Annotated in this window: 23 protein-coding genes; 18 read left to right on the forward strand and 5 right to left on the reverse strand. The window is 44.8% G+C overall.

The genetic code is table 11. The features are described 5' to 3' along the window. Positions 1-27: 27 nt before the first annotated feature. The 8 genes from ACLTWA_RS13455 (at position 28) to ACLTWA_RS13490 (ending at position 12,061) form a co-directional block, all read left to right on the forward strand. The gene (locus ACLTWA_RS13455; protein WP_412328411.1) at positions 28-474 is read left to right on the forward strand and encodes a hypothetical protein; all 447 of its coding nucleotides are present in this window, start codon (positions 28-30) and stop codon (positions 472-474) included. A gap of 103 nt (positions 475-577) precedes the next feature. Beyond that, positions 578-7,180, forward strand: a complete 6,603-nt coding sequence (locus tag ACLTWA_RS13460) for a hypothetical protein (RefSeq protein ID WP_412328412.1) — start codon at positions 578-580, stop codon at positions 7,178-7,180. Positions 7,181-7,312: 132 nt separating this feature from the next. Continuing rightward, positions 7,313-9,097 (forward strand): ABC transporter ATP-binding protein/permease, encoded by a 1,785-nt coding sequence (locus ACLTWA_RS13465; RefSeq protein ID WP_412328413.1) that lies wholly within the window; start codon positions 7,313-7,315, stop codon positions 9,095-9,097. Further along, positions 9,090-10,763 (forward strand): amino acid ABC transporter ATP-binding/permease protein, encoded by a 1,674-nt coding sequence (locus ACLTWA_RS13470; protein WP_412328414.1) that lies wholly within the window; start codon positions 9,090-9,092, stop codon positions 10,761-10,763. Before ACLTWA_RS13465 ends, ACLTWA_RS13470 begins: the two co-directional genes overlap by 8 nt. Next, complete coding sequence (locus ACLTWA_RS13475; RefSeq protein ID WP_412328415.1) at positions 10,744-10,872, forward strand: hypothetical protein; 129 nt, start codon at positions 10,744-10,746, stop codon at positions 10,870-10,872. Before ACLTWA_RS13470 ends, ACLTWA_RS13475 begins: the two co-directional genes overlap by 20 nt. A gap of 13 nt (positions 10,873-10,885) precedes the next feature. After that, on the forward strand, positions 10,886-11,263 hold the full coding sequence (locus ACLTWA_RS13480) for a metal-dependent transcriptional regulator (RefSeq protein ID WP_412328416.1): 378 nt from the start codon (positions 10,886-10,888) through the stop codon (positions 11,261-11,263). Positions 11,264-11,316: 53 nt separating this feature from the next. Further along, on the forward strand, positions 11,317-11,652 hold the full coding sequence (locus ACLTWA_RS13485; RefSeq protein WP_412328417.1) for a nitrous oxide-stimulated promoter family protein: 336 nt from the start codon (positions 11,317-11,319) through the stop codon (positions 11,650-11,652). Position 11,653: 1 nt separating this feature from the next. Continuing rightward, a complete protein-coding gene (locus tag ACLTWA_RS13490) occupies positions 11,654-12,061 on the forward strand; it encodes a YbaN family protein (protein ID WP_412328418.1) in 408 nt (135 codons plus the stop codon). A gap of 9 nt (positions 12,062-12,070) precedes the next feature. Here ACLTWA_RS13490 and ACLTWA_RS13495 read toward each other — a convergent pair whose 3' ends face one another. Beyond that, complete coding sequence (locus tag ACLTWA_RS13495; RefSeq protein ID WP_412328419.1) at positions 12,071-12,820, reverse strand: SIMPL domain-containing protein; 750 nt, start codon at positions 12,818-12,820, stop codon at positions 12,071-12,073. Positions 12,821-13,031: 211 nt separating this feature from the next. Between ACLTWA_RS13495 and malQ the strand changes: the two genes are divergently transcribed. Beyond that, on the forward strand, positions 13,032-14,519 hold the full coding sequence (gene malQ, locus ACLTWA_RS13500; protein WP_412328420.1) for a 4-alpha-glucanotransferase: 1,488 nt from the start codon (positions 13,032-13,034) through the stop codon (positions 14,517-14,519). 56 nt (positions 14,520-14,575) lie between these two features. On the opposite strand, the gene ACLTWA_RS13505 is transcribed toward malQ, so the two are convergent. Further along, a complete protein-coding gene (locus ACLTWA_RS13505; protein WP_412328421.1) occupies positions 14,576-15,322 on the reverse strand; it encodes a hypothetical protein in 747 nt (248 codons plus the stop codon). Positions 15,323-15,508: 186 nt separating this feature from the next. On the opposite strand from ACLTWA_RS13505, the gene ACLTWA_RS13510 reads away from it, so the two are divergent. After that, positions 15,509-15,736 carry a hypothetical protein gene (locus ACLTWA_RS13510; RefSeq protein ID WP_412328422.1) on the forward strand — a complete coding sequence of 76 codons (228 nt, stop codon included), beginning with the start codon at positions 15,509-15,511 and terminating at the stop codon, positions 15,734-15,736. A gap of 127 nt (positions 15,737-15,863) precedes the next feature. Beyond that, a complete protein-coding gene (locus tag ACLTWA_RS13515; RefSeq protein ID WP_412328423.1) occupies positions 15,864-16,130 on the forward strand; it encodes a hypothetical protein in 267 nt (88 codons plus the stop codon). A gap of 68 nt (positions 16,131-16,198) precedes the next feature. Here ACLTWA_RS13515 and ACLTWA_RS13520 read toward each other — a convergent pair whose 3' ends face one another. Next, positions 16,199-16,447, reverse strand: coding sequence for a GlsB/YeaQ/YmgE family stress response membrane protein (locus ACLTWA_RS13520; protein ID WP_412328424.1), 249 nt, complete (start codon positions 16,445-16,447; stop codon positions 16,199-16,201). A gap of 224 nt (positions 16,448-16,671) precedes the next feature. On the opposite strand from ACLTWA_RS13520, the gene ACLTWA_RS13525 reads away from it, so the two are divergent. Continuing rightward, positions 16,672-17,202, forward strand: coding sequence for an HD domain-containing protein (locus ACLTWA_RS13525; protein WP_412328425.1), 531 nt, complete (start codon positions 16,672-16,674; stop codon positions 17,200-17,202). A gap of 80 nt (positions 17,203-17,282) precedes the next feature. Here ACLTWA_RS13525 and ACLTWA_RS13530 read toward each other — a convergent pair whose 3' ends face one another. Beyond that, entirely contained in the window at positions 17,283-17,756 is a 474-nt protein-coding gene (locus tag ACLTWA_RS13530) for a methylglyoxal synthase (protein WP_412328426.1), read from the reverse strand. Between the two features lie 46 nt (positions 17,757-17,802). Beyond that, positions 17,803-19,002, reverse strand: coding sequence for a BTAD domain-containing putative transcriptional regulator (locus ACLTWA_RS13535; RefSeq protein ID WP_412328427.1), 1,200 nt, complete (start codon positions 19,000-19,002; stop codon positions 17,803-17,805). Between the two features lie 146 nt (positions 19,003-19,148). Here ACLTWA_RS13535 and srtB point away from each other — a divergent pair, with 146 nt between their 5' ends. From srtB to ACLTWA_RS13565, 6 genes are all read left to right on the forward strand, one after another. Further along, entirely contained in the window at positions 19,149-19,922 is a 774-nt protein-coding gene (gene srtB / locus ACLTWA_RS13540; RefSeq protein ID WP_412328428.1) for a class B sortase, read from the forward strand. A 77-nt stretch (positions 19,923-19,999) separates the two neighbouring features. Then, positions 20,000-21,355: a phosphoglucosamine mutase gene (gene glmM / locus ACLTWA_RS13545; protein WP_412328429.1), complete on the forward strand. Its 1,356-nt coding sequence runs from the start codon at positions 20,000-20,002 to the stop codon at positions 21,353-21,355. 153 nt (positions 21,356-21,508) lie between these two features. Then, positions 21,509-22,813, forward strand: coding sequence for a 5-bromo-4-chloroindolyl phosphate hydrolysis family protein (locus ACLTWA_RS13550; RefSeq protein WP_412328430.1), 1,305 nt, complete (start codon positions 21,509-21,511; stop codon positions 22,811-22,813). Position 22,814: 1 nt separating this feature from the next. After that, positions 22,815-23,969, forward strand: a complete 1,155-nt coding sequence (locus ACLTWA_RS13555; protein ID WP_412328431.1) for a toxic anion resistance protein — start codon at positions 22,815-22,817, stop codon at positions 23,967-23,969. Between the two features lie 315 nt (positions 23,970-24,284). After that, positions 24,285-25,952, forward strand: coding sequence for a 2-isopropylmalate synthase (gene leuA / locus ACLTWA_RS13560; RefSeq protein ID WP_412328432.1), 1,668 nt, complete (start codon positions 24,285-24,287; stop codon positions 25,950-25,952). A 183-nt stretch (positions 25,953-26,135) separates the two neighbouring features. After that, positions 26,136-26,964 (forward strand): MarR family winged helix-turn-helix transcriptional regulator (locus ACLTWA_RS13565; protein WP_412328433.1); only part of this gene is annotated, 829 nt, incomplete at its 3' end.

Raw genomic sequence — 26,964 nt, forward strand, 5'->3', positions numbered from 1 at the left:
GGGACAACATACAGGAGGTATCAGTTTATGAGAAACTTAAAAAGAATTGCAGTAGGTTTAACCGCAGCAGTCATGATGGCAGGCGGCGCTATGACCGCAATGGCAAACACCGCAGATGCTTATTTCTATTTACTTAAAGGCGGAAACTATGTAGCTGCCCCAATGGGACAGGATTGTGTTGGCAGTTACGACGTTTCCGGTGACGAAGTGACCCTCAATCTACAGGAAGCAAAGTATGTCAGCAACGGGCAGACTTATACTGGTAACATTGTCAAGGCTTTTATCGATGATAATGGAAATGGTGTGTTTGACGAGGATTCTGAGTTAGATCTGTTTAGAGAAGGCGAAAATGGAAATCAGATTGTATACAATAAGGATCCAGACGCTGCTGGCTATACAAACTTCACCATAACAATTGATGTGGATTCCGCTATGACTAAGACATTCAGTGTCTATATTCCGGATCTGAATTAATATTATCTGTTTTTGAACTCGGCCCCCGGTAGAAGTTTCTTGCAGGGGGCTGGTGTCAAAAGGAGGTGCAGACGTGCAGAGAGCACAATTGTAGAGGTGAAAAATGAAAAGCAAACTTTTAAAAATCGTTCTGGTATCAGCCTTGTTTCTTCTGCCTGCTACTGTCTGGGCTCAGATAAGTACAAACGTTTCAGCGAGTGTTTTTGAACAGAATAATGAGTCAGAAACGCAAGAAAAGCAGATTGTGCCGCTGCGAATCTACAATGGAACTAATTTGTATTCAGAGGGGAAATCACTGACAACGATAAGAAACCAAATCAGTGAAACTGCTTTGGTTGAAGAAGAGGGAAGTGGCTACAAGGTTACACTTCGCATCGGTTCATACCAGCTTCTTGACATGCTTCAGATTGTAAAGGAAGAAAAGGTAGATGAGGTGCTTGATGTGAACAATGCTGTGACTGGAGGAAAGCTCTCCAAGCTTCCAGCTGGCACTTTTACTCCTTGGAAAGGAGGAGAAGAGGCATATCAAGCTTGGGTTGATGGAAAAAAGGTGGATGCAAGCTACAATGATTACTATTATACAGAAGATGAGATGGTAATAGACCGTTCGGCAGATTCTGATATGGATGCTGGAACAGTAACAATCCATGTAAGTGATTTAAGTAAGCCAATTTTAGTAAAGACATATTCCAGTCTTTACGGAAAAGCAGCAAATCCAAGCAAGGAATTGCCTGTAAATCAGATTGTTTCATTAATGCCGGAAAGTGCAATGGAATATAAGACTCTGAAAGAGGGAACTTATTCCAAAAGACTTAAATGGATGGGTTATAAGCTGAATGAAACTATAACGTCTATCAGTCATACCCGTGTGAGTCAGGCAGGGGCGGATAATTTTTTCTCAACAGGAATTACAGATGCCGTATCGGTAAAGGTTGACGCAAACGGAGCTGTTTTTGCAACGCTTCAAATAAAACAGCTGGAAGAAGGTAATGATAACCAGATAGTAAAGATAGAACGTGCAGTACGAAGAAATACTTCTGATAATGAAGGATATACTGCTAGCAATGTGAAAAAGCTACTGTCAGAGTATCATGCAGAATATGAGGAACTTGAAATCAAGGATGGGCAGGTAGTGGTACCTGTGCGTGATTTAATATATGGCCAGGGATTGCGGGTTTCCACAAAGAAAATGCAAGAGGCCAATCAGACTAAGCTGCCTGAAAAGTATCAGTATAACTATGTATTTTTACATATCTGGGCAGGAGAGGCAGAGGAGAAGGTAACGTATTCCCATGCAGATACCGGGATTTCCGTTGTGTACTATAAAAGTGATTTTCCAGATGGAACTCCGGAGATTGGTGTAACGGCAGAAGCAGATTATCTGACAGAATCTACGTTCAACAGTTATGTAAATTTCTCGAAGGATTACAGAGTCTATACGATCAAAGTTTCAGATAGCAGCGGAAAGAAGGTAAATACCGTTAATCCGGTAAAAAAGGTCATTCCGATTCCGGAAGGATGGGACATTGAAACCTTACAGATTTTACGGCGCGGCGAAGATAATGTATCGGCCGAATTGTCACCTGGCAATTACTTAAATAAGGAAAAAAATGCACTTGTTTTTTCTGATAATACCATTGGTAATAACAACTGTACTTTGTTTATCTATGATGCAGGAAAAGCAGAAAGTGCCGAAGGTCTGGAAGACGGGCTATACAAAACCAAGGTGGGAATCGGCCATAAAGATAATTCCCTGCGGGTATCCTTATCGAATGTTGCATTTGCAGAAAAAGATGCTTATATCGAAGTGAAGGATGGCCTGGCTACTTTGTATACGGATGTGGGAAGCGCCTCCTTTGGTACCCAGTCCGGCTACTTAAGTAACATGTTTTATCTGGATGGTGAAAATAACGAGGCAAAAAATGAGGTTGCTTATTTAAAATATGGGACAGATGATGCCGGAAATGTACGTGTCAATACGGACCAGAAGCAGTATATGGCCTTTGAGGTTGAGCGCGTAGCCTTCCCCCTTAAGAATCCTACAAAAAGCAATACCTACTGGGTCAGCTTTTACATTCCGGCAATGGATGCCATCGCAGGAGGATTGCCCGGCAGCGGAAAATCAGAGCAGTCGGCGCAGGTGCGGCTAACCCAGATCGAAAAGGTGGAAAACGGTGAAAATCCCATTCATGTATATGACCAGAGTGTTGTTTTAGCAGGGGCTTCCTATCTTGGCTTTTTAGGAGAAAACGGGGGCTGGAGCGATGATAAGGCTTCCTATGCAAAAAGGATCAGCCAGGAGACAAAAGAACAGATAGCAAATGGATCTGTTGTTACGGAGAAGCCGGAAGGGGTTGCTCATGCGCTGGCCATTTTAAACGCTGCCGCCAACTCTCTGACTCTGGAAAAGGGAATCTATGAGATTCCGGTAATTAATAAGGAAGATTGGAGTGATTATAAAACACCGGTAAACGTGATGATCAAAGACGGAAACATGACCTTGCAGATTGAAAAAGCAGACCAGTCGCTCATGCCATTGGTTGAATACCACGGAGATTATGGAAATTATCAAACCGATGCAAGCGTATCCGAGGACGGAAAACGTGTGAGTTTTACCGTTCCCTACACAGAAGCGCCTCTTGCCGTAAAGACGGGGTTAGAAGAACTGGTTCTGTCATTGGATTTTGCCAATGCAAAGCGTATGAGTGCCGATCTTTCGTCTCTGAAGCTTCTTCTTGAAAAGGCAAAAGAAATAAAGTCCGGTGAAACTAGATATACGACCAGCACCGAAAAGGTTCTGACAGACGAAATCAAAAATACAGAAGCTCTTTTAGAAACATTTGATGCCGGTCAGGCAAAAATCAATGATCAGAACCAGTCACTTTTGCTGGCTATTGACGGTCTTTTGGAAAGAGCCAATTTGACACAGTTAAAAAAAGATCTGGTTCAGGCGGTAAAGGCTTCCAGGAATACGGACTATACGGAAAAAAGCAGAAAAAACCTGACGTCTCTCATTGATGAGATTCAAAAGCAGATTCAGAAGGAAGACGATGTCAGCAAGAAAGATGCAGATAATTACAGAAACCGGCTTGAGGAAAAAATGGCTGCCCTGGAAGAAGGGGACGATGATAACGGAAATGACACTGAAACCGATGGAAGCTTAAAATCCTTCTTAAAGGATTATGAATCCTGGGTAAAGGAAGAAAACTTTACAAAAGAATCCTGGGATGAATTTGCGGTGTCAATGAGTGAGGCAGAAGACCTTCTTTTAAAAGGAGACTTAACAAAAACAGAGGAAGAAGAAGCAATTCAGAAGCTTTTGGAAGCCAGAAACAAGCTGATTGCAGATACTGGCACAGAGAACCGTCTGGCTTCCCTGGCTGAAACTCTTAAAGAGATTAAAGACCGTTCCAGTGAATACGCAGGTCTTTTGACTTACGGACAGCTGGAAGCCTCTATGGAAGCGGCTGAACTGGCCATAGAAGGTAACTGTTATTTGACAAATCAGGAAATAACCCTGCTTGAAAAATCTCTAAAAGCTCACGATAAAGTCTGTGAAGCCGAAGCAAACGGACCAAATGAGACACAGAGTCTGCAAATGGAGATTCCTGAACTTCAGCTGGAAGATTTAAAAGGACTGGAGGAAAAGAAAACAGTCAAACTGCCGGAAAAAACTGTGTCTGAAACAGAACCATTGACAGAGTCTGAACCGGGAACAGAGACCGGTGCAGATGAGACGGAGGAGGAAGCGGAAGCCAAGGCAAACTCTGAAACAAAGGCAGATGCGGAAGGCAAAGCCAAAGCCGAAACAAAGACAGATGCGGAAAGCAAGGCCAAAGCTGAAACAAAGACAGAGGCGGAAAGCAGGGCCAAAGCTGAAACTAAGACAGAGGCGGAAACTAAAGCAAAGGTAGAAACTGAGACAAACTCTGAAACAAAGGCAGATGCAGAAACAAAGACAAAAGCAGAGACCAATGCAAATGCAGAAAACAAAGCAAAAGCGGAAACGAAGGCAGAGACGGAAGCTAAGTTTAAAACAGAAACTAAGTCAGCTGCCCAATCATTTGCCCAAGCCAAAGAATCTGTAAAGACCGCCAGCATTTCCCGAAATAATACATACATTCTCACAGCACCAGACTCCACCGACACAAAAAAGGATGGAACCTATTCCGTTGATTATGATCTATGGAAATGGAATGAGAATAAGGCTTCCATGGGCAATCCTGCCATGGATTACGGAACGGAGCCTGGGAAGATTATCCGGGACAATGGTAAATGGACGCTCTATATTCATTTTAACAAAATGAAATATGATAGATTTGAAGGCAGCTTAAGAACCATGAAAAAGATGATAGACCTAAAGGAGAATGAGGACGGGATTTCTTATAAGACACAGAAGGCGGATTACCCAAAGACCGTGTCAGATTTTCCTGATCTCTTAGGCTTTGTCGTTACCCCGGAAAGCGGAAAGCAGTTTACATACCTGCCGGTAGAAGTGGAAGTAGATGTACCCGGTATGGCACTTGGAGCGCAGAATGCAAGGCTTCGGGTGGATTGGGACAGTCTGGACTATATCAATGGTTCCACGGATATAGATTCCTCCCTGGATTTGGAAGAACTGCAAAAAGCCATAGAAAAGGCAGAAAAGCTGGAATCAAAGAAATCTGCCTATACCCCATTCAGCTGGAAGGTATTAACCGAAAGCATAAAGACAGCTAAGGAAATCAAAGCCTCCAGTCTGGCGACTCAGGAGATGGCAGACAGTCAGGTGAAGGCCATGGAAGCAAGCATTGATGCTTTGGTGAAGGTGGCGGACGACAGCACTCTGTCGAACTTAAGCAGCGTACTGATGGAAGCCTATCTGGCAGAAGAGTCGGATTACAGCATCAATGCCTGGAAAGAGCTGGAGCGTGCCAGGACGTTTGCGGAGGGCATTCAGGAAGCGGATCATGTGACAGAGGGAATGGTAAAGCAGGCAGTTTTAAGCCTGACCGCAGCCATCGACCGGACCGGAGGCGGCAGCGGCAAGGATGAAGATGGATTAAGCACATCGGTTCTTGAGCGGTTGATCCGTCTGGCAGAAAAAGAAACAGAAGGAAACTATACCAGGGAAAGCTGGAAGGACCTTGAGTCTGCTCTTAAGGAGGCAAAATCAGTTCTTATCAAAGCGGCCAGGAATCAGTGCACCCAGGGAGACATTGATGAACAGACCTTACTGCTCAAAGAGGCCTACAACAGCTTAAAAAAGGAGCAGAAACCGGATACAGAGACTGGAACTGTCAATTACAAGTACTTAAAAGCCTTGATAACAAGATCCAAGGAATTCCTGGCACTTTCCTCAAAATACACCGATGAATCCATTCGCAGGCTCCTTTTGGAGTACGACACAGCAGTGCTTATGCTTGAGGATGATTCTGTTGTACAAGAGGATGTAGATGAGCAGAAGGAAAATCTTCGCACTGCGATCAATGGGCTGGAAGTCGCCTCTGATCCTTCATCTTCAACAGGCAGCGGAGACGACAAGGGAAGTAAAAGTAGCAGTAAAAGTAGCAGTAAAAGCGGACGTAAGGATGGCTATTACAAGGTAAAGGTACGTTTGTGGCATGCGTCCATGGATAAAGCCTCCCTGGGAGAATCCGCCATTTTGCCGACGGCATACGTGATGATTGAGGATGGCGATGTTACCATGCGTCTTCAGACAAAGAAAATGTCCCTTCAGGGAATTACAGCCCATCTCCATGACTTTTATATTTATAATGACGGGGATTATGAGACCACAGATCTGATATCAACCGAAGGCAATAAGTGGATCTTTGAATTTGAACTGCCCGATGATGACAGTAAATATTATAAGTGTCAGGTGGACCCCCAGGTAGAGGTAATGGGCAGTGATCCGGTGAAGGCACGGCTTAAGGTTGACTGGAGTTCTATAAGCAAATCCACAGAGGATGCTTGGGATGATTTATCCGGTGATGTAGATGAAGATAAGGATGATACCTCCAAAACCGGAACAGCAGCCAGTGTGTCTGAATTGATCAGCTCTGAGACAGGAATCCGGATCAGGGGAAATACAGGCGGTCCTGCAGTAACTGTGGAAGTGAGCAAAAAGACCAGCGGAACCGAGTATGAAAAAGCTCAGGCAGCCTTAAGCGAAACGGTCAATCATTTTGTACTCTATGACATCAAACTGAAGTCCGGCTCAAGCTACATACAGCCAAAGGAGTCAGTCACACTTCGCATTCCCGTTCCAACAGGTTATGATACGGAAAAGCTGATCCTTTACCGGATCAATGACGAGGGCGAAAAAGAAGAGATAAGCGGCAAGATGAACGGAAGTTATTATGAAGCCAGTGTAGACCATTTCAGCCTCTATGCCCTGGCAGAAAGCGATTATGTACTTGCAGCATCTTCCTCAAAGGTAAGTGCCATGTCAGAGGATAAAAAAGCCGGAGACGGAACGAAGACCGGTTCTGGCAGCAGTAAAGGTCTTAAATCCTCATTAAAGAAAGGCACCACGAGAAATGAAAAAGCAGGAGAAGACCGGAATGGTTCCGCTTCTTTGCAGACAGCAGCCGGACGGGTAATCCCCTACACCGGGGACCGGACTCCCGTAAAAGAGCTGATGGGAGCAGGCGTTTTTGCAGTCCTTATAGCCCTTTTAAGTGGAGTGGGGAGAAAAAAAGAGGAGTACCAGTCTGAACGTTAAGATTTCCGTTAATACCCAGGCGGCAGGCTAAAACTGCCGTCTCCAGGGTCTGGGGCCCTGGCAAGTGCCCTGGTCTTCCATGACATTTGCCAGGCCCTCAGAAAGAGTGTTACCATATTAAAGGAGAAAATGATGATAAAAAAACGTCTTATCCGTCTGATGGCGGATTCCAGAAAGTATATTGTCCATAATGTTTTGTGGCAATGGGCGGCTCTTTGTGCGTCCATAGGAATCATGATAACAGCCGGACAGCTTTTAGAAATGGGATACCGGGAAAGGCTGACTTTCAAAGCCGTCATTCTGTCTGCAGTGACAATTATGCTGTGTGCGGCTCTTCGGATGACCTGTACCAGAAAAGCTGCTTTGGCCTCAGATCTTGCAGGAAGCGATGTGAAAAAGGAATTAAGAAGGCTGCTTTATAAAAAACTGACCAGTCTGGGAGCCTCGTATCACGAAAAGGTACCGACTGCTCAGGCGGTGCAGGTGGCAGTAGAAGGTGTGGAGCAGTTGGAAATCTATTTCGGCAAGTATCTTCCGCAGCTGTTTTACAGTCTCCTGGCTCCGCTCACCCTGTTTGCCGTTTTATCCTTTATTAATTGGAGGGCAAGTCTCATTCTTTTAATCTGTGTTCCCATGATTCCCATTACCATTATGGCCGTACAAAAAGCAGCAAAAAGGCTGCTGAAAAAATATTGGGGGATTTACACCGAGCTGGGTGACAGTTTTCTGGAAAACCTTCAGGGGCTTACCACCCTTAAGATTTATCAGGCAGACGGAGATAAAGCGGTGAAGATGAATGCGGAAGCAGAGCATTTCAGAAAGATTACCATGAAAGTGCTGATGATGCAGCTTAACTCCATGATCGTCATGGATGTCGTGGCTTACGGTGGAGCTGCCATCGGCATGATTGCTGCGGTAAAAGGGTATTTATCCGGAGCCTCCGGCTTAGGAGGAGCCCTGACCATTATCCTGTTGTCTGCGGAGTTTTTTATTCCCATGCGTCTGTTGGGCTCCTTTTTTCACATTGCCATGAATGGAATGGCCGCTTCTGACAAGCTGTTTGAGATTCTGGATATTCCGGAAGGGAAAAAGGGAGAAGGAGTGCTTAAAGAAGGACCTGTGGAGATTACGGTCCGTGACCTGGAGTTTTCCTATGATCCTGGAAGGAAAATACTGGATAAGGTCTCCATAGAACTTGATAAAAAGGGGCTGGTGTCTTTCGTAGGTATCTCCGGATGCGGGAAAAGCACCATTGCCCGCCTTCTTTCCGGCGGTCAGAGCGGGTACGGGGGAGAGATCCGGCTAAACGGCCTGGAACTTTCCGGGATTTCAGAGGCAAGTCTTGTATCTAAGGTGACTCTGGTCAGCCATAACAGCTATATTTTTAAAGGCACGGTAGAGGATAATTTACGAATGGCTGCACCGGATGCCTCAAAGGAGCTGCTTTTGGAGGTGCTTAGGGAAGTGGATCTGTATGGCTTTCTTATGGAACAAAACGGCTTAAACACAGAACTTACCGGGCAGGGACTTAATTTATCCGGCGGACAGCGCCAGAGACTTGCCCTTGCCAGAGCGCTGCTTCATGACACACCCGTATATATTTTTGATGAAGCAACCTCTAATATTGATGCGGAAAGCGAGAGCCGGATTATGTCAGTCATTAAAAAGCTTGCAGAAAAGCGCTTGGTTCTTTTGATTTCCCACCGTCTGGCAAATGTTGTGGATTCTGTTCAGATCTATACCTTAAAAGAAGGGAAAATCGCGGAAGCCGGAAGTCATAAGGAGCTGATCGGAAAGAACGGAGTGTATGCAGGGATTTATCTGGAGCAGAAAAAGCTGGAGGCTTACGCGCTGGGAGAATCCGATTCAAAGGCAGTGATCAGGCAAATGAAAGAAGAAGGAGTAAGGTATGCATAGCAGAAGATCAGGAATCAAAATCATGGGACGGTTAATTGGGCTCATAAAGCCCCTTATTCTTATTATGCTTTTTGCCGTAACCCTGGGAGTTACGGGGTATTTATGCGCCATCCTTCTGACGGTTTATGCCGCCGCCGGAATCTTACTGGTTCTGGATTTTCCTCTGCCGTTTTTCTTTCCGGCATCAATCAAAGGAATATTTATTGTCATGGCAGTTCTTTCTTTATTAAGGGGAATTCTTCATTATGGAGAACAGGACTGCAACCATTACATCGCATTCAAACTTCTGGCAGATATCAGGGGAAAGGTTTTTCAGGCCTTAAGGGCTCTTTGTCCTGCCAAACTGGAGGGAAGAGATAAAGGGAACTTGATCTCCGTGATCACCAGTGATATCGAATTATTAGAAGTATTTTATGCACATACAATTTCCCCTGTCTGCATTGCCTTTTTATCCAGCCTATTCATGGTCCTTTTTATGGGCAGCATCCACCCTTTCTGCGGCCTGCTGGCTTTTGCAGGTTACGTAACCGTTGGAGTCCTGCTTCCTGTCTGGAATTCAAAGCGGGGGTCTTTGGCAGGGGTAGAATACCGCAGTCAGTTTGGAATGCTTAACAGCTTTATTCTGGATAGCTTGCGTGGACTTAGGGAAACCATTCAGTACGGCCAGGAACGGACACGGCTGATGGAGCTGGAGGAAGGCTCTGAACAGTTATCCCGCTGCCAGAGCACCTTAAAAAAGCTGGAGGGCAGTTCTGCGGCAGTTACCGGAGCCTGCATGACAGGCTTTTCCTTTATCATGCTGTTCTTGACCCTGTGGCTGAATCAAAAGGAAGCCATCGGCTTTGATGGGGCTGTTCTGGCAACCGTTGCCACGATGAGTTCCTTTGGTCCGGTGATTGCTTTGTCCGGTCTGTCCAATAATTTAAACCAGACCCTGGCCTGTGGAGAACGGGTATTGTCTGTTCTGGAGGAAGCACCGGAGGTTTGGCAGGTATCCGGAAAACCGGAAACAGGCTTTTTCGGTGCAGCGGCCGATCATGTAACCTTTTCCTATGAAGAAGAGACCGTATTAAATGATATCTCCATGGATATTCCGAAAAAAAAGATCATTGGAATCCATGGGAAAAGCGGTTCTGGAAAATCCACCCTTTTAAAGCTTTTCATGCGGTTCTGGGATGTAAAGGAGGGACAGATTCTTGTTTCAGGGCGAAATGTAAAAGATATCAATACCAATGATCTGCGGAATATGGAAGGCTACGTGACTCAGGATACGGTGCTGTTTTGCGATACTATCGCAAATAATATCTCCGTGGGCAGAGCCGGCGCATCAAGAGAAGAAATCATGGAGGCAGCAAGAAAAGCCTCCCTCCATGATTTCATAAGTTCCCTTCCAGACGGGTATGATACCAGTGTAGGAGAACTGGGAGACCGGCTTTCTGGCGGAGAACGCCAGAGAATCGGTATTGCCAGAGCCTTTCTTCATAATGCCCCTTTGCTGCTTCTTGATGAGCCTACCAGCAATCTGGACAGCTTAAATGAGGGCATTATCTTAAAGGCCCTGAAGGAAGAGAGGGAGGAGAGGACCGTGGTTATCGTATCCCACAGAGCCTCCACCATGAACGTTGCTGACGAAATCTGGGAGATGGATGGAGCCAGGATTTCATAAAACAGGGAAACACAGAAAGGGAAGGATTCCGGTGATTTGTAAAAAGATAATGAAGGCAGCAGGCAGGCTGGCAGAAGCCACAGGAATATTAAAATGGCCGGAACGTTAAAGGAGTGATAGAATTGAATTCCAGGGAATCAAGTGAAAATTATCTAAAGGCGATTCTGATTCTCAGGCAGGTCCGGGAAGATATCAGGTGTATTGATCTGGCAAGATATATGGGCTATTCAAAAGCCAGTGTCAGCCATGCCGTGGCAATACTTAAGAAGAACGGATTGCTTGAAAAGGAGGGAACCTATTTAAAACTTACTGCTCAGGGAGAAAAACTGTCAAGGCAGGTATTGGAAAAACACAGTTTTTTTACTCATTTGCTCATAAAATGCGGAGTAGAGGAGAAACTGGCAGCAAAGGAAGCATGCAAAATGGAGCATGTAATCAGCAATGACAGCTTAAATAAAATGAGAAATAAACTGGTGACGAAAGGCTTGTTTACGGAGTAAATATTGAGAAGTAACGGCCCGGTGCGGAGTGGTATTGACTGTTGGAAAGGAACGTGAACGGACTTATGAATATTCAGGAAAAGAAAGAAAGTGAAATGCAGATTACATATCAGATGATTGCCTTATACTGCAGGAAAAAGCATGGAACGAAAAAGGATTTGTGCGGCGAATGCAGAGAACTGGAAGCCTATGCGCGCAGCCGCACGGCATGTTGTCCTTTTACAGAGACAAAGACCTTCTGTTCTCAATGCAAGGTACACTGCTACCGGACAGATATGAGGGAAAGAATCCGGGAGGTCATGCGGTTTTCAGGGATGAGGTTATTTTTCCGGCATCCGGTCATGGTCTCCCGGCATATGATAGAAACGAAAAAGGCAGGGAAAAGCTGATATGAAGATAAAAAAGAAAATTTTATGTGCCCTGGGAATTCTTCTTACAGGGCTTGGAGCCGTAGGGGCAGTGGTCCCGCTGCTCCCTGCATTTCCATTTTTAATGGGGGCCATGTTCTGCTTTGCCAGAAGCAGCGAAAAATTCCATACCTGGTTTATGAACAGCAGACTGTATAAAAATAATCTGGAAAGCTATGTGAAGCAGCGTGCAATGACGGTGAAAACAAAGCTCACTTTGATGACCAGCCTGACGATTGCCATGTCCATAGGCTTTTTCTTTATGGGCCAGGTCCCTGCCGGAAGAATCATTCTGGCTTTTGTCTGGCTGTTTCACATTGTTTTCTTTCTCTTTGGGATTAAAACAATAAAAGCGGAGCGACAGGAGAGCGCTCCGCAACAGGAATGTTAGTCACAAACGTTATTTGATTTTGTAGGTTACAGTTACCTGTGCCTGGACCTTTAGCTGTCCCGGTTCCACTACCATGGATTTCGGGCTGCTCTGATCCGCATTTTCTGCAGCAGTGTAGCCAACATAACGGGTATCGTTATAGGTGCTGACCTCTTCCACGTGGAAGATATCTCCAAGTGAAGTGCCGCTGGCGGCTGCAATGGCCTCGGCCTTTGTCTTTGAAGAGGCAATAGCCTTTTTCAGGGCCTCCTGATAGCTTTCGTCATACTTGCTGGATAAATAGGAGATGCGGTCAATGTTATTGATTCCGGCATCGATGCTGGAGGAAACCAGAGTGCCCACCTTATCGATAGGAAGATCGGAAACCAGGATGCTGGTGCGCATCTGATAGCCTGTGATTTTCTGCCCGGAAGTATAGTCATAAATCGGCTCGAGCCCGTAATTGGAAGTCTGGATAGACTTTTCATCCACACCGGACTGTTTTAAGAAATCAATGACCTTATTTAAGTCCTGGCTGTTCTTCTCCTGAGCGGCTTTCGGGTCTGCTTCCTGAGTGGAAACTGCAAAATTGACTTCCGCCATGTCAGGCGTAATCTTTACTTCTTCTGTGCTCTGTACCTCAATGGTACTTGCGGCTTTATTATCAACGGATACATTGGCAGCAGATGCTGCAGTTGGAAGTGTCTGTGCACATGCCGTAAGGCTCAGTGCGGAGGCAGCAACAAAAATGGCGGCCAGTGGTTTGTTAATTTTTCTCATTTTAAATCCCTCCTTATACCATTATTTTACAGGAAAAATGCAGACATTGTATTTCTTTTCTCTTAACATTCCATATCAAAATTCATAGGTTTTAATTACGAAACCAATTGTAATTCTCTCCCTTACGTGTTACTGTTTAACAAAAGCATGCTTTCTCAATTGCCATAATGATGATCAGCAGCATTTTATGCGAAGGAAAAGGAGATTACTTATGCGGGAATGCGGTATGTTGCTTCCGGTTGCAAGTCTGCCGTCAAGGTACGGAATCGGAGCATTTTCAAAAGAAGCATATGAATTTATCGATCAGTTAAAAAGAGCAGGGCAGCAGTACTGGCAGATTCTGCCTCTGGGTCCTACAGGCTATGGAGATTCTCCCTACCAGTCGTTTTCCGCATTTGCAGGAAATCCGTATTTTATCGATCTAACGGAACTGATAAAGGAAGGTCTTCTGACAGAGGAGGAATGTGAGCAGACAGACTTTGGTGACGATCCCCGGGAGATTGATTATGAAAAGCTGTATCACAACCGGTTTCCTTTGCTGAAAAAAGCCTACGGCCGCTGGAGAGAACAGGGTCATACGTCAAAGGAACCGGCTGCCGCCCTTTTGGAAGAAACGTCTCTTTATTGTCTCTATATGGCAATCAAAGATTATTTTGAGGGAAAAAGCTGGATCTACTGGGACCAGGATATCCGGGTAAAGGACCCGGAAGCAGTTGCCGGTTACGAACGGAAGCTGGAAGAAGAAGTCGGTTTTTACGGCTTTCTCCAGATGAAATTCAAAGAGCAATGGGAAAAACTCAAAGCATATGCCGCCAGTCAGGGCATACGGATCATCGGAGATATGCCTATCTACGTTGCCTTTGACAGCGCAGATACATGGTCCCACCCCGAACTGTTTTTGTTTGATGAGACGCAAAATCCCATAGCCGTAGCCGGCTGTCCGCCAGATGGTTTTTCACCTACCGGGCAGCTGTGGGGAAATCCCCTGTACCGTTGGGGATATCACAGGGAAACCGGATACGAATGGTGGAAAAAGCGCATGGAATACAGCTTTCTTCTCTACGATGTGGTACGTGTAGACCATTTCCGGGGGTTTGACGAATACTATTCCATACCAGCCGGTAATGAAACTGCCATAAACGGAACCTGGGAAAAAGGCCCTGGAATCGAATTATTCCAGGAGCTGCAGAAAACCTTTGGAAATCTGGACATCATCGCCGAGGACCTGGGATTTCTCACCCCCTCGGTTAAAACCCTCTTGAAGGAAACCGGCTATCCTGGCATGAAAGTACTGGAATTTGCCTTCAATTCCTGGGAAGAAAGCGATTACCTTCCCCATAACTACACTCAGAACTGTGTCGTTTATACCGGGACCCATGACAACGATACCTTAAAAAGCTGGTATCAAAATCTGTCACCGGAAGACCGGGCCTATACAAACAACTACTTAAACATAAATACTGCAGCCACAAGCGAAGACCAGATTCCCTGGAGCTACATCCGTCTGGCCCTCTCAAGCGTAGCCCGCCTGGCCATAATTCCCGTTCAGGATTACTTAGGCCTGGGCTCTGAAGGCCGTATCAATGAGCCTTCCACCCTGGGCAGGAATTGGCGCTGGCGCCTCCTTCCCGGTGAAGTGACCGAAGAAATACTAGGCAGATCCAGTGAACTGTCTCATCTGTACGGGCGTTCAAGGTAAATCAAAGAGACTTTTAAAACCGCCGGCAGCCGGCAGTCCTAAAAGTCTCTGTTTTCTCAATTCTTTAATGTTTCTTTCTCATCTTCTGTATCCGTCTGCTCCAGATCTCCATCCACTACGCTTTCCATCTCTGCATCCTCCACATTTTGTCCTTTCGGATTATATGTAATATGCATTTCATTCCCGATCTTGTCCTTTGCTGAGATGGTCAAATTCTCTTTCTTAATCTCAAACATTACAAGCCCTGTACTTCTGTCGATGGATAACGGAAGAATATCAGGCTTGTCCTCGTTATAAGCAGTAATCGAACCGTAATCCACTCCGGACTGGCTGTCTTCCAGACGGAAGGAAAGAACCCCGTCCTTAAAGACCTTGTCCTTAATCGCCGGAGGTGTGTCATCCAGCACATTGACCTGGTCATACATAATGGTCTTCATTTTATTGAAACAGGTAAGATTTACCTCCAGCACGCCGTTATTCTTTAAAACAGCCCGGTAGGATCTTGATCCTGTTTTTGTAATCTCCACAGGTGTTCCATCTAAAGACACTGCTATGGTATTCACCGGAAGGAGAGATTTGATTTTAAGCTCCATGGTAGTAGAAATATAATCGCTGCTTTCACCAATGGTCACATCAGCCTTCGGCTTTTCCGTTACCACAAAAAAGATCAGACCATTGATAACGATAAAAGGCAGCACATAAAACAGAAGGACCGAAAGAAAACCATGTCTTCTCCCATCTCGTCGGTTTTGGGAGTTTGACTGTCTGCGGCTTGGCCTTGATTGATTGTTATACTGGTTCATACTGATTTACTTTCCTCCTGATTGTATTTACGTTTCCTAGCATAGCAGAAATCAGGGGATCTTACAAGATGAACCACTAAATTGTAATAATTTAATTTATTCTTACGAAATAGCCTGTTTAGGAGTGTTTGAAGGCAGCGGAATTGCCTTTTGACATTTCTCCAGGAAGATAAGAGAATCTACAGCATGGATCTTTCCGGAAATGGGATTGGCTGTTTTAACGTGACCTGGATCAGTTCCAGGGAAAGGACGGTTATTGTAAGGGAAGAACTGGCCGAGCGGAGGGAAGATAATAACGATGGATTAAGGAACTGCAGGGGAGCAAATAATGATTGTCTATGCTGGAAGTGTATGGTAATATGTTTTCATTTGCAGACGTTCTTTTATTTGCAACAGTTATCCGGTCATCACTGACTTACATAGATGAGTTAAGAATAGCCTACCCTGCCGCGAACAGGATAGGCGCGCTCATGTGCAGTCAGTCTTTTTGGAAGCTTTAAAACTTCCGTAAAAGGAAACCATTAAAGAAAGAAGAAAAACGATGATTACAATATTCAACCGAAAAGAGCTGCTTACCACTTACGATTTAAAAATGCAGGTAAAGGTCCGTGATTTATTGGATCAATACAAAATTCCATATTCCCTTCATGTTATCAACCGAAAGAGCCCTTCCCCAATATTTCCTGGTTCCAGGGCAAGAACGGGAACCTTTGGGGAAAACCTTTCATTAGAATATCAATACAGGATTTTTGTAAAAAAAGTTGATTACGAAAAAGCAGATGCTATAATAAGCGGAAGAATCAAATAAAATAATCTTACCGCCAGGTTTCATTGTCACTTAATATTTTCAGAGCCAATAAAAATATATTGTGAATTTTATTTTCTGATTTTATTAAATATCCACAAAAAGATCAAAGAACCTATAAAAGCAACCAAAAGACTCCAAAGATTGAAGCCGGTAACGCCTGTCCCGCCGAGCAGATTCATAATGAATCCACCGATAAAGCCGCCAATAATACCCACCACAATATTTGCCAATGCACCCATCTTTTCATTATTTCCAGTAACCATGCTTGCGAGCCAACCAGCCAAAGCACCAATGATGAGCCAACCGATAATTCCCATAAGCCACCTCCTGATTTGATTATTTTCTAAGTCATATAGTGCCGGTTTTTCTGAAAGGGAAGAAAAGCCTCATTCCTATTATTCCCCTTTTTTTCATATACAGTTAGGAATTAAAAGGGAAAAACTGGTTTTAAAAAAGTTTTCATCCTTGATCACGCAAGATTGACTGTTAAATCAGAAAAAATTGTGTTAATATATTAAGAAACAACAAAAGGAGAATCAGTATGGTCGAGAAAGCGGCTGTATTTGCAGCCAGGTGCCATGAAGGAACCTACCGCAAAGGGACGCAAATTCCCTATATCGTCCATCCGTTAGAAACGGCAGTCATTGTTTCCGTGATGGTGTCAGATGAAGAATTGGTCTGTGCCGCACTCCTGCATGATGTAGTGGAAGACGCCGGAGTCACCGAAGCAGAGCTTTTGAAAGAATTCGGCCCCCGTGTGGCCAGTCTGGTCATGGAAGAAACGGAAGATAAATCAAAAAGCTGGAAAGAACGAAAAAATGCCACGCTCCTTCATCTGGAAAAAGCATCGAAAGATTGTAAGATTCTGACGTTGGCGGACAAGCTGAGCAATTTACGCACCACTGCAAGAGATTATTATCTGATGGGAGATAAAGTTTGGCAGCGCTTTAATGTAAAGAATAAATCTGAGCATGCCTGGTACTATAAGGGAGTTGCAGACCGCCTGACTGGAATGGAAGAATATCCGGCTTACGTGGAATATAAGGCATTGTGCAAATTGGTGTTTGGATAGCAGAATAAAGAACAAAGGCAGAATCTCCATTGATCCGGGATTCTGCCTTTATTATATAATTAAAATTAATAATTCGGATTTTATAAGCTTTTTGCACGTTCCTGAACATTCTTATTGAAATTTACAACCTCGTGTTCATAGGTGCTTTCCATCAACGGTGAGGTGATGATGAAATCAGCGGTAGCCTTTGTGTTGGCAATGGGAATATCATATACCTGGGCAATGCGCAGAAGCGCCTTAACATCCGGGTCATGGGGCTGGGCGGTCAAAGGGTCTGAGAAAAAGATTACCAGATCGATCCGGCCTTCTACGATTTTGGCCCCGATCTGCTGGTCCCCGCCTAAGGGTCCGCTGTTATATCCTTTTACCACAAGGCCTGTCTGCTCGGTAATCATACGGGCAGTGGTGCCGGTGCCGCAAAGCGTGTGCTTTTTCAAAATCTCCAGATGCTCCTTGCACCAGCCGATCAGTTCATGTTTTTTATTGTCATGAGCGATGAGCGCAATATTTTTTTCCTTTTCAAGGGTAAGCGTGATAAAATCGTCCTGTAACATCCTGTTCCTCCTATAAGTAAATAATTGTCCCTTTCAGGACTTAAGCCTAAGACGGCGTAACGCTCTGCAAAGAGTAGGTAATGGATAGATCTTTTCTTGAATATTCCTTTTTAAAGTTCTGTATGATCCTTTTTAAAACGGTTTCCCCATTTTCATAAGTGGCGGTGGGCAGAAGCATTAAATACTGGCTTACGCTGTAGCGGCTGAAAATATCTCCGCGGCGCAGCGAGTTGCGGATGGATTCCCCAAGCTCGTCCATGGCCCTTGTCTGTACTGCCGGCTTTAAAAGCTCTCCCTTTAGATTGCTGATGGTCAGAAGGCATAAGAAGATGGAATCGCCGGTTCGTTCGATGGCTCTGGTCTCAAGCTGATAGATATCACGGAAGACCGATGGCTCACAGCAAAATGCGCCTTTGTTCGTTCCGCCTTCCAGCAGTATCTCCCGGATCGTGCTTAAATCCATGGTGATCCCATGCTTTTTATCGCTGATCATTTTATAAAGCTCTTTAAAGCGGATCGAAGGGGTGATGGCAAATTCATTGTAAAACATGTCGTTGACCCGCTGGTAATGTTCCATTGCCATGAGCTGGTTTCCGCTCTGGTAAAGGGCGCAGATCAGGTAATAATGGGCGTCTTCCCCATAAGGATCGATGGCGATGGTCTGCTGGCAGACGTCGATTATGGTAGGGTAGTCCTTCTCTTCCTCAAGCATTTTAAGGATCCGGTTGACCAGCTTTTGATAAAGGGTATGGTAATAGGTGTGGATCGGAACCACCCAGGATTCCCATTCGGATTTTGGAAGAAAGTTTCCCTTATAGAGAGAAAAGGCTTCCATACAAAGGGCAAGACGTTTCTCAGGGGGAAGATCCGGCGCTTCTGATTGGACGCACAGATCTTCAAAACGGTCGGTATCGCAAATGGTGGTTAAGTCTTTTGTCCAGCCATAGGCCTTGCGGTTCTGGAAAATCAGTTCCTGAGTAGGATACCCAAGAGGTTCTAAAAGTTTGCGTACACGGAACATAAGAGTTTTCAATGCTCCTGCCGGATTGTTGCTGGCTTCGTCTTTCCAGAATAAATCAATAAGTTCTTCTACCGGAATGTCCCGGCCCCGGAACGTAATAAGATATTCTAAAAGGCTCCACGGTTTTTTTGCCTGGTTGTTCTGGTCCACAATCGCCTTGTTTCCGATGGATATGGAGAATCCTCCCAGCATATTCACATAGATGACAGATTCCTGATTTTTCATAAGCATCTCCAAAATGACATTTTCTTACCTTAAAGTATATAGAAAAATAAGGAAAAAGTCTAGCGCAGCTTACAAAAGATTGTGTTTTTTTTGCAGATAAACTATAATCTAGGAAGAAACAGGAAAAAATGAAAGAAGGAAAATTCATGGAAAAAAGAAAATATGCCCTTGGAATTCTCATACTGGCATTTGTATGTCTGTGCGCAGGAGCAGCGATGCTTTTTTCAGATTTTCAAAATAAAAACAGGGAAAAACAAAAATATGAAAGTCTTTCGGAAATCGTAAGGCAGAGTACGGAAGAAGAACGTGAATCCGAATCTGAGGCCGGAACTTCCGAATCAATCAGTGAAACGGAAGCATCTTACGTTTCCCCCATTCAATTCGATAAATTAAGAGCTATAAATCCGGATATTGTGGGCTGGATTCGCATCGATGGTACTGAAATCGATTATCCCATTGTCCAGACTGATAATAATGAAACTTATCTGAAAACGGACTTTGAAGGAGAGAAAAATGCTTCCGGTGCCATATATCTTGATTTTGAAAGTGAACCTGATTTTTCCGGCAGACATAATATTATATACGGGCACCATATGAAAAACGGCACCATGTTTAAGGACATCGTAAAATATAAGGATGAGACATTTTATAAGGAACATCAGAAAATCACCGTTTACACCCCGGAACGGGAATATGATCTGCGTCCAGTCACCGTTCTTTATACGGATGCTTCCGGAGAACGCAGAAGGACCAGATTCGATACGGAAGAAGATTTTAAGGCATATGCAGAAAAGATGACAGAGAACGGCCTGTTCTACCAGAAACCGGAGGGCTCTATGGAGCGAATCTGGTCTTTTGTGACCTGCAGCTATGAATTTCCGGATGCCAGAACCAATCTTTATGCCTGCGAGGTACCCTAGGTTGAAAAATAAGCAGCGGTGTGGTATATTACATATAATTCTGTAGCAACTGCAGACTCGTAAAAAGGAGATAATATATGGGAAAATATTTTGGAACTGACGGTTTCCGTGGTGAAGCAAACGTTACGCTGACCGTAGAACATGCTTATAAGGTAGGCCGCTATCTGGGCTGGTACTATGGGAAGAAAAATCCGGAGGAAGTTTGCAGAATTGTAATCGGCAAGGACACGAGAAGAAGCAGCTATATGTTTGAATATTCGCTGGTAGCAGGTCTGACGGCTTCCGGTGCCGACGCCTATCTGCTTCACGTCACTACAACACCAAGCGTTTCCTACGTGGTAAGAACCGAAGGATTTTCCTGCGGAATCATGATTTCTGCCAGCCACAATCCTTATTATGACAATGGAATCAAGGTCATCAATGAAAAGGGAGAGAAGCTGGAAGAAAGCGTTATTTCCGAGATTGAACAATATCTGGATGGAGAGGTGGAAGAACTTCCCCTGGCAACACAGGATAAGATCGGCCGCACCGTAGATTTTGCGGCAGGCAGAAACCGCTACATCGGTTATCTCATTTCCACCGCAACCAGATCCTTTAAGAATAAAAAGGTGGCACTGGACTGTGCAAACGGAAGTGCTTCTGCCATTGCTAAGAATGTATTTGACGCTCTGGGAGCGGAAACCCATGTGATCAGCAACGAGCCGAACGGCTTAAACATCAATACAGGCTGTGGGTCCACCCACATCGGCCAGCTTCAGAAGTTTGTAAAAGAAGTGGGCGCTGACGTAGGGTTTGCTTATGATGGAGATGCCGACCGCTGTCTTGCAGTGGATGAGAACGGTGAAGTGGTCGACGGCGACGGTATTATGTATATCTGCGGAAAATACATGAAAGAGCAGGGGACTTTAAAGAACAACAAAGTCGTTACTACCATCATGTCCAATTTTGGTCTATATAAAGCTCTGGAACGGGAAGGCATTGATTACGATAAGACAGCAGTAGGCGATAAGTATGTTTATGAAAATATGGTAACATATGGAAACTGCTTGGGCGGGGAACAGTCCGGCCATATCATTTTCAGCAAGCATGCGACCACCGGTGACGGGATCCTCACCTCCTTAAAGATCATGGAGGTCATTCTGGAGAAGAAGGAGAGTCTTGCAAAACTTGTTTCCGAGATGGAGATATTCCCCCAGGTCCTTAAGAATGTCCGCGTTTACGATAAGGCGGCTGCACAGGGGGATGAAGCCGTTAAGGCAGAAGTAGAGAAGGTTGCCAAAGCCCTTGGGGACAGCGGAAGAATTCTGCTGCGCCAGTCCGGTACAGAACCGGTGGTGCGTGTGATGGTGGAAGCAGCGGATTTGGAAACCTGTGAGAAATATGTGGATCAGGTGATTGAAGTGATGGGAAAAAAGGGGCATTTGATTGTGTAGCATAACGATGGTCTAAAAGAAAGCAAGACGGCTCAGTCAGAGCAGAGACGTCTTGCTTTTCCATATTTTTTACCTATCCCTTTCGTTGTAAATTCATATATTTCGTGATATGATTAATGCTACAAAAAGAAAGATTTTGGGAGATCAGGAAAAATGGATAAAAGAGATTCGTCAAATTTAGGAGACAAGATCCTGGATTCGGTAGAAAATGCAATTAATTCCATGGATTTTAAACAATTGAACAGAACCATTTCTGATACTGTCAATGAGGCCATTGATGAAGCCAGAAACCATATACAAAATCATGCGGATCTGGGAAGGTTTTCCTACACACGTTCCTACCGAAGCCGTACCAATGAAAGAAAAGAAGATAATACAGATATGGAAAGGAATCCGGGGCCAAAGGAAGAAAAAGAACCGGGCTACCGGGCATTCCAGACCAGTTATAAAGGCCGAAGGGAGACAGGCTCTGACCGTTTTGCCAAACCTCGTGACGAGGTGGTCCGAATAAATAACGGCGGACGGGTGGCAGGAGTCTTATTGACGGTGTTCGGCAGTCTGGGCCTGGGTCTTATGATCGTGATTTTTCTAATCATGTGGATCATCGCTTTGATTGCAAGACCGGAGCCATGGGTGATCGGAGGGGCTTCTTTGGTCCTTGCAGGACTGGGCGCTGCATTTGGTTTCATGCTGCGGGCCGGAATTTCCATCGGCAGCCGTTTAAAAAGAGCCGGACTTTATGCAAAACAGGCAGGGAAACGGTTATACTGTACCATAGAGGAACTGGCCCCTTTGGTGGGAAAATCAAAGGATTTTGTCCGAAAGGACATTCAGAAGATGATTGAACAGAATGTTTTTCCACGGGCGTACTTCGATGAGCAGAAGACGTGTCTTATCTTAAGCGAAGACACGTACAGGCAGTATCTGGAAACCCAGAGAGCATTAAAGGCAAGAAAACAGGAAGAAGCAGAGCAGGCGTTAAAGGATGCTTCCGGAGAAGAAAAGAAAATGTTCTCAAAAGAGCTTGAGCAGATGATGGCAGCAGGACAGAATTATTTGCAGATATTAAAGGAAGCAAACGATGCCATTTTGGGTGAAGTTATCTCGCAGAAGATCTCAGGGCTGGAAGATGTCATCAGGCGGATCTTTGAATCTGTGAGAAAGCATCCGGAGCAGGTGAAGGAAATGGAACGTTTTATGGAGTATTACCTTCCTACCACAGTAAAGCTTGTCAACGCATACCGGGATTTTGACAGTGCAGGGACAACGGGAGGAAATGTAAAATCTGCCAAAGAAGAGATTGAAAAGACCCTGGATACCATACAGAAAGCGTTTGAACGGCTTCTTGACGATTTATATGAAGACGCGGTCCTTGATGTTACCACAGATGCATCGGTGCTTCAGACCATGTTAAAAAAGGATGGCTTTGCAGAAAGCGATTTTACAGGAGGAAAGTAGAATGAGTAAGGATATTGAAGAGATGTTGAAAGAAACACCGGAATTGACTCTGACACCGCTTTCAGACGCTGTGATTCCCGTCCGGGAACAAAAGGAGGAACTGCTTAAGGCGGAAAGCCCATTGGCACCGGAGGCAGATTTAACTCCCGAAGAAGAAAAGATCGTGTCTGAATTTGCAGAAAAGATTGACCTTAAGAATTCCAATCTGGTCCTCCAGTATGGTGCCGGAGCGCAGAAAAAGATCGCTGATTTTTCCGAGACTGCCCTGGAGAATGTAAAATCCAAGGACCTGGGAGAAGTGGGGCAGATGCTTTCTGACGTGGTGGTGGAGTTAAAAGGTTTTGAAGTTGAGGAAGAAGAAAAAGGATTTTTCGGCTTCTTTAAAAAAAGCGCTAACCGCCTGGAAAGCATGAAGGTAAAGTATGCAAAAGCAGAGGCGAATGTAAACAAAATCTGCAAGGTTTTAGAGAGTCATCAGATCCAGCTTTTAAAGGATATCGCTTTGCTGGACAAGATGTATGATTTAAACACCACGTATTTTAAGGAACTGACGATGTATATTATGGCTGGAAAAAGAAAGCTTGAAAAGGTGCAGAAGCAGGAGCTTCCCATGCTAATGGAGCGGGCGGCAAAAAGCGCACTTCCTGAGGATGCCCAGGCAGCCAACGATCTGGCAGCCATGCTGAACCGTTTTGAAAAGAAGCTACATGACCTGGAGCTGACCCGAATGATTTCCATTCAGATGGCACCGCAGATCCGCCTTGTCCAGAACAATGATACGTTGATGACAGAAAAGATCCAGTCCACGCTTGTGAATACTATTCCTCTGTGGAAGAGCCAGATGGTGCTTGCCATCGGCATCAACCATTCCGAGGAAGCGGCCAGAGCCCAGCGGGAGGTGACGGATATGACCAATGAGCTTCTCCGTAAGAATGCAGAGGTATTAAAGACCGCAACCATAGAGACCGCCAAAGAGTCAGAGCGGGGAATCGTGGATGTGGAGACCCTTAAAAAGACCAATGAATCTCTGATTTCTACTTTAGATGAAGTGGTTCGGATCCAGTCAGAAGGAAGGCAAAAGCGCAGGGAAGCGGAGGCAGAGCTTGCCCGTATGGAAGGCGAACTGAAAAATAAGCTCCTGCAGCTCAGCAAATAGCAGGATAAAAGGCTTACAGCAGAAAAATCAATTTTCTGTTGTAAGCCTTCTTTAGTCGTGCTATAATAACATAACACTTTCCCGTGACATATTATGCGTGCGCGGCTTGTGATTTTAATGAAAAGGAATGATGAAGATGGGGTTAGACCTATAAAAGCCACGTTGTTCATTGTCAAGAAGTACAGCGTGATTTATCGACTCCAAAGCCTGCAATAGTTTTATTAAAGAAAACTTAAAGCAGATGCCTTGTTTCATGATGAATCGGCATGAGACTGGAACAGACAGAAGATTGAAGGATTATGGAGGAGATAAGACATGTTGAACTATCAAAGATATAAGCGAGTACCGGTATTGAACTATCCGGAGAGACAATGGCCCGGCAAAGAGATTAAAGAAGCACCGGTCTGGTGCAGTGTGGACTTAAGAGATGGAAATCAGGCTTTGACAGAGCCGATGGTAGTGGAAGAAAAGATTGAGATGTTTTCTCTTTTAGTCAAGCTGGGCTTTAAAGAGATTGAGGTCGGTTTTCCGGCAGCATCCCAGATTGAATTTGATTTTTTAAGACAACTGGTGGAACGCAAGCTGATTCCTGATGATGTTGTGATCCAGGTATTGGTACAATGCAGAGAGCATCTGGTGAAACGAACGTTTGAAGCCTTAAAGGGAGTTAAGAAGGCCATTGTGCACATCTATAATTCTACCTCGACCTTACAGCGGGATGTGGTCTTTCATAAAGATATGGAGGAGATCAAAGCCATTGCTGTCCAGGGTGCGGAATGGGTGAAACAGTACATGAAGGATTTCGACGGAGAAGTGGTTCTTGAATATTCTCCGGAGAGCTTTACCGGAACAGAACTGGAATTTGCTCTGGATATCTGTACTGCTGTTCAGGAGACCTGGGGTGCCACACCGGAGAAGAAGATCATTTTTAATCTTCCAAGTACGGTGGAGATGACCACGCCCAATGTTTATGCAGATCAGATCGAGTGGATGAATACTCATTTTAAAGACCGTGACAGCATTATTTTAAGCGTTCATCCTCATAATGACCGGGGAACCGGTATTGCAGCCGCCGAGCTTGCCCTTCTTGCAGGAGCACAAAGAGTAGAGGGTACGTTGTTAGGCAATGGTGAGCGGACAGGTAATCTGGATATTTTAACGATTGCCTATAATATGTTTTCTCAGGGGATCAATCCGGAACTTCATCTTGAGAATATCCGGGAGATCATTGATGTTTATGAGCGCTGCACCAAGATGGAAGTGGGTCCAAGGCATCCGTATGCCGGAAAGCTTGTATTTACCGCTTTCTCAGGGTCCCATCAGGATGCCATTAATAAAGGGCTTCAGGCCATGAAGGATAAAAAGAATCCTTATTGGGAGGTTCCATACCTGCCGATTGATCCAGCCGATATCGGAAGGCAGTATGAGCCTGTGGTGCGGATCAACAGCCAATCCGGCAAGGGCGGTGTGGCATTTGTTATGGATACTTTCTATGGCTTCAAGCTTCCAAAGGGAATGCACAAGGAGTTTGCAGATGTGATTCAGGCGATTTCCGAGAAACAGGGTGAGGTTGCTCCGGAACAGATTCTTGATGAATTCAAGGCCAATTACACGGAGAAAAAAGAACCTATTCACTTCCTCAAAGCACAGATTACAGAGGCAGAGGAGGATGTGGAATTCTCCACCTTTGCCAGAGTCCGTTATACGGACCATGGCGTGGAAAAGACCTTCGAGGGTGTTGGAAACGGTCCTATCGATGCCGTACAGAAAGGGCTTGAAAAAGAACTTGGCATTGAGATCCGGGTACTTGATTATTACGAGCACGCACTTACCTCAGGTTCTGGTGCAAAAGCGGCTTCCTATATCCACTTGCTTGACGTGAAGTCAGGAAAAGCAACTTATGGTGTGGGAATCAGCTCCAACATTACCAGATCCTCCATTCGGGGTATCTTCAGCGCAGTAAACCGGTTATTTTACTCATAAATATGAGAACCGCCTTTCATAGGCGGTTCTTTTTTTGTGTAGTCCGCCCAGAGTGGGCGTATTACTAACAGCAGTAAAAAAAATAAGTCAGGTACTTGACATTATAATGCCTAAGTGCTATTATAAGCACATAGTCAAGTACCTGACATATAATAGCAGATAAAATCACAGGAGGAAATAATAATGAGTGAAATAAAGAATACTGTAAATGGACAGCTGCAGCAGCTTCAAATGCTGATGCACCGCACGATGTTTTATCATTATGGCAAAGCGTACAATCCCCACAGAGGGCAGGGCAGGGTCCTGGCAATTCTTAAGATGAAGCCTGCAATCAGCCAGAAGGAGCTTACTCACTTGCTCAATATGAGCAAGCAATCAGTTGCAGAGCTGCTTGCAAAGCTGGAAAAAGGCGGCTATATTATACGAAAGCAATCAGAGGATGACAAACGGGTAATGACAATCCAGTTGACTGAAAAGGGTGAAAAGGCTGTCGGTGATACGGAAGATAGCGGTATGGATGCCTTAAAAGTTCTTGACTGTCTCAATGAAGAGGAACTGTCTGCATTCAGTGATTATCTGGAACGAATTATAAAACAGTATGAGAAACAGTTTCCGGATGAGGATTTTGAGCAGCGCCGTAAATATATGGAAAAGTTTATGTCTTCCTACGGGCATGGTTTTGGACACTTTAAAAAAGGTCACGGCGGTCATGGAGGCTATGGATTTTATGGCGGATATGGAAATCAAAGCAGCCAAGAAGGCTTTGGAGGATATGGAGGATATGGAAATCAGAGCGGTCAAGAAGGCTTTGGAGGATATGGGGATCATGGAAATCAGAGCGGTCAAGAAGGCTTTGGAGGATATGGAGGTCATGGAAATCAGAGCGGTCAAGAAGGCTTTGGAAGATATGGGGATCATGGAAATCAGAGCGGTCAAGAAGGCTTTGGAAGATATGGAGATCATGGAAATCAGAGCGGTCAAGAAGGCTTTGGAGGATATGGAGGTCATGGAA

The sequence above is a fragment of the Lacrimispora sp. genome (genome assembly GCF_046972725.1).
In the GTDB taxonomy this organism is placed as follows: Bacteria; Bacillota; Clostridia; order Lachnospirales; family Lachnospiraceae; genus Lacrimispora.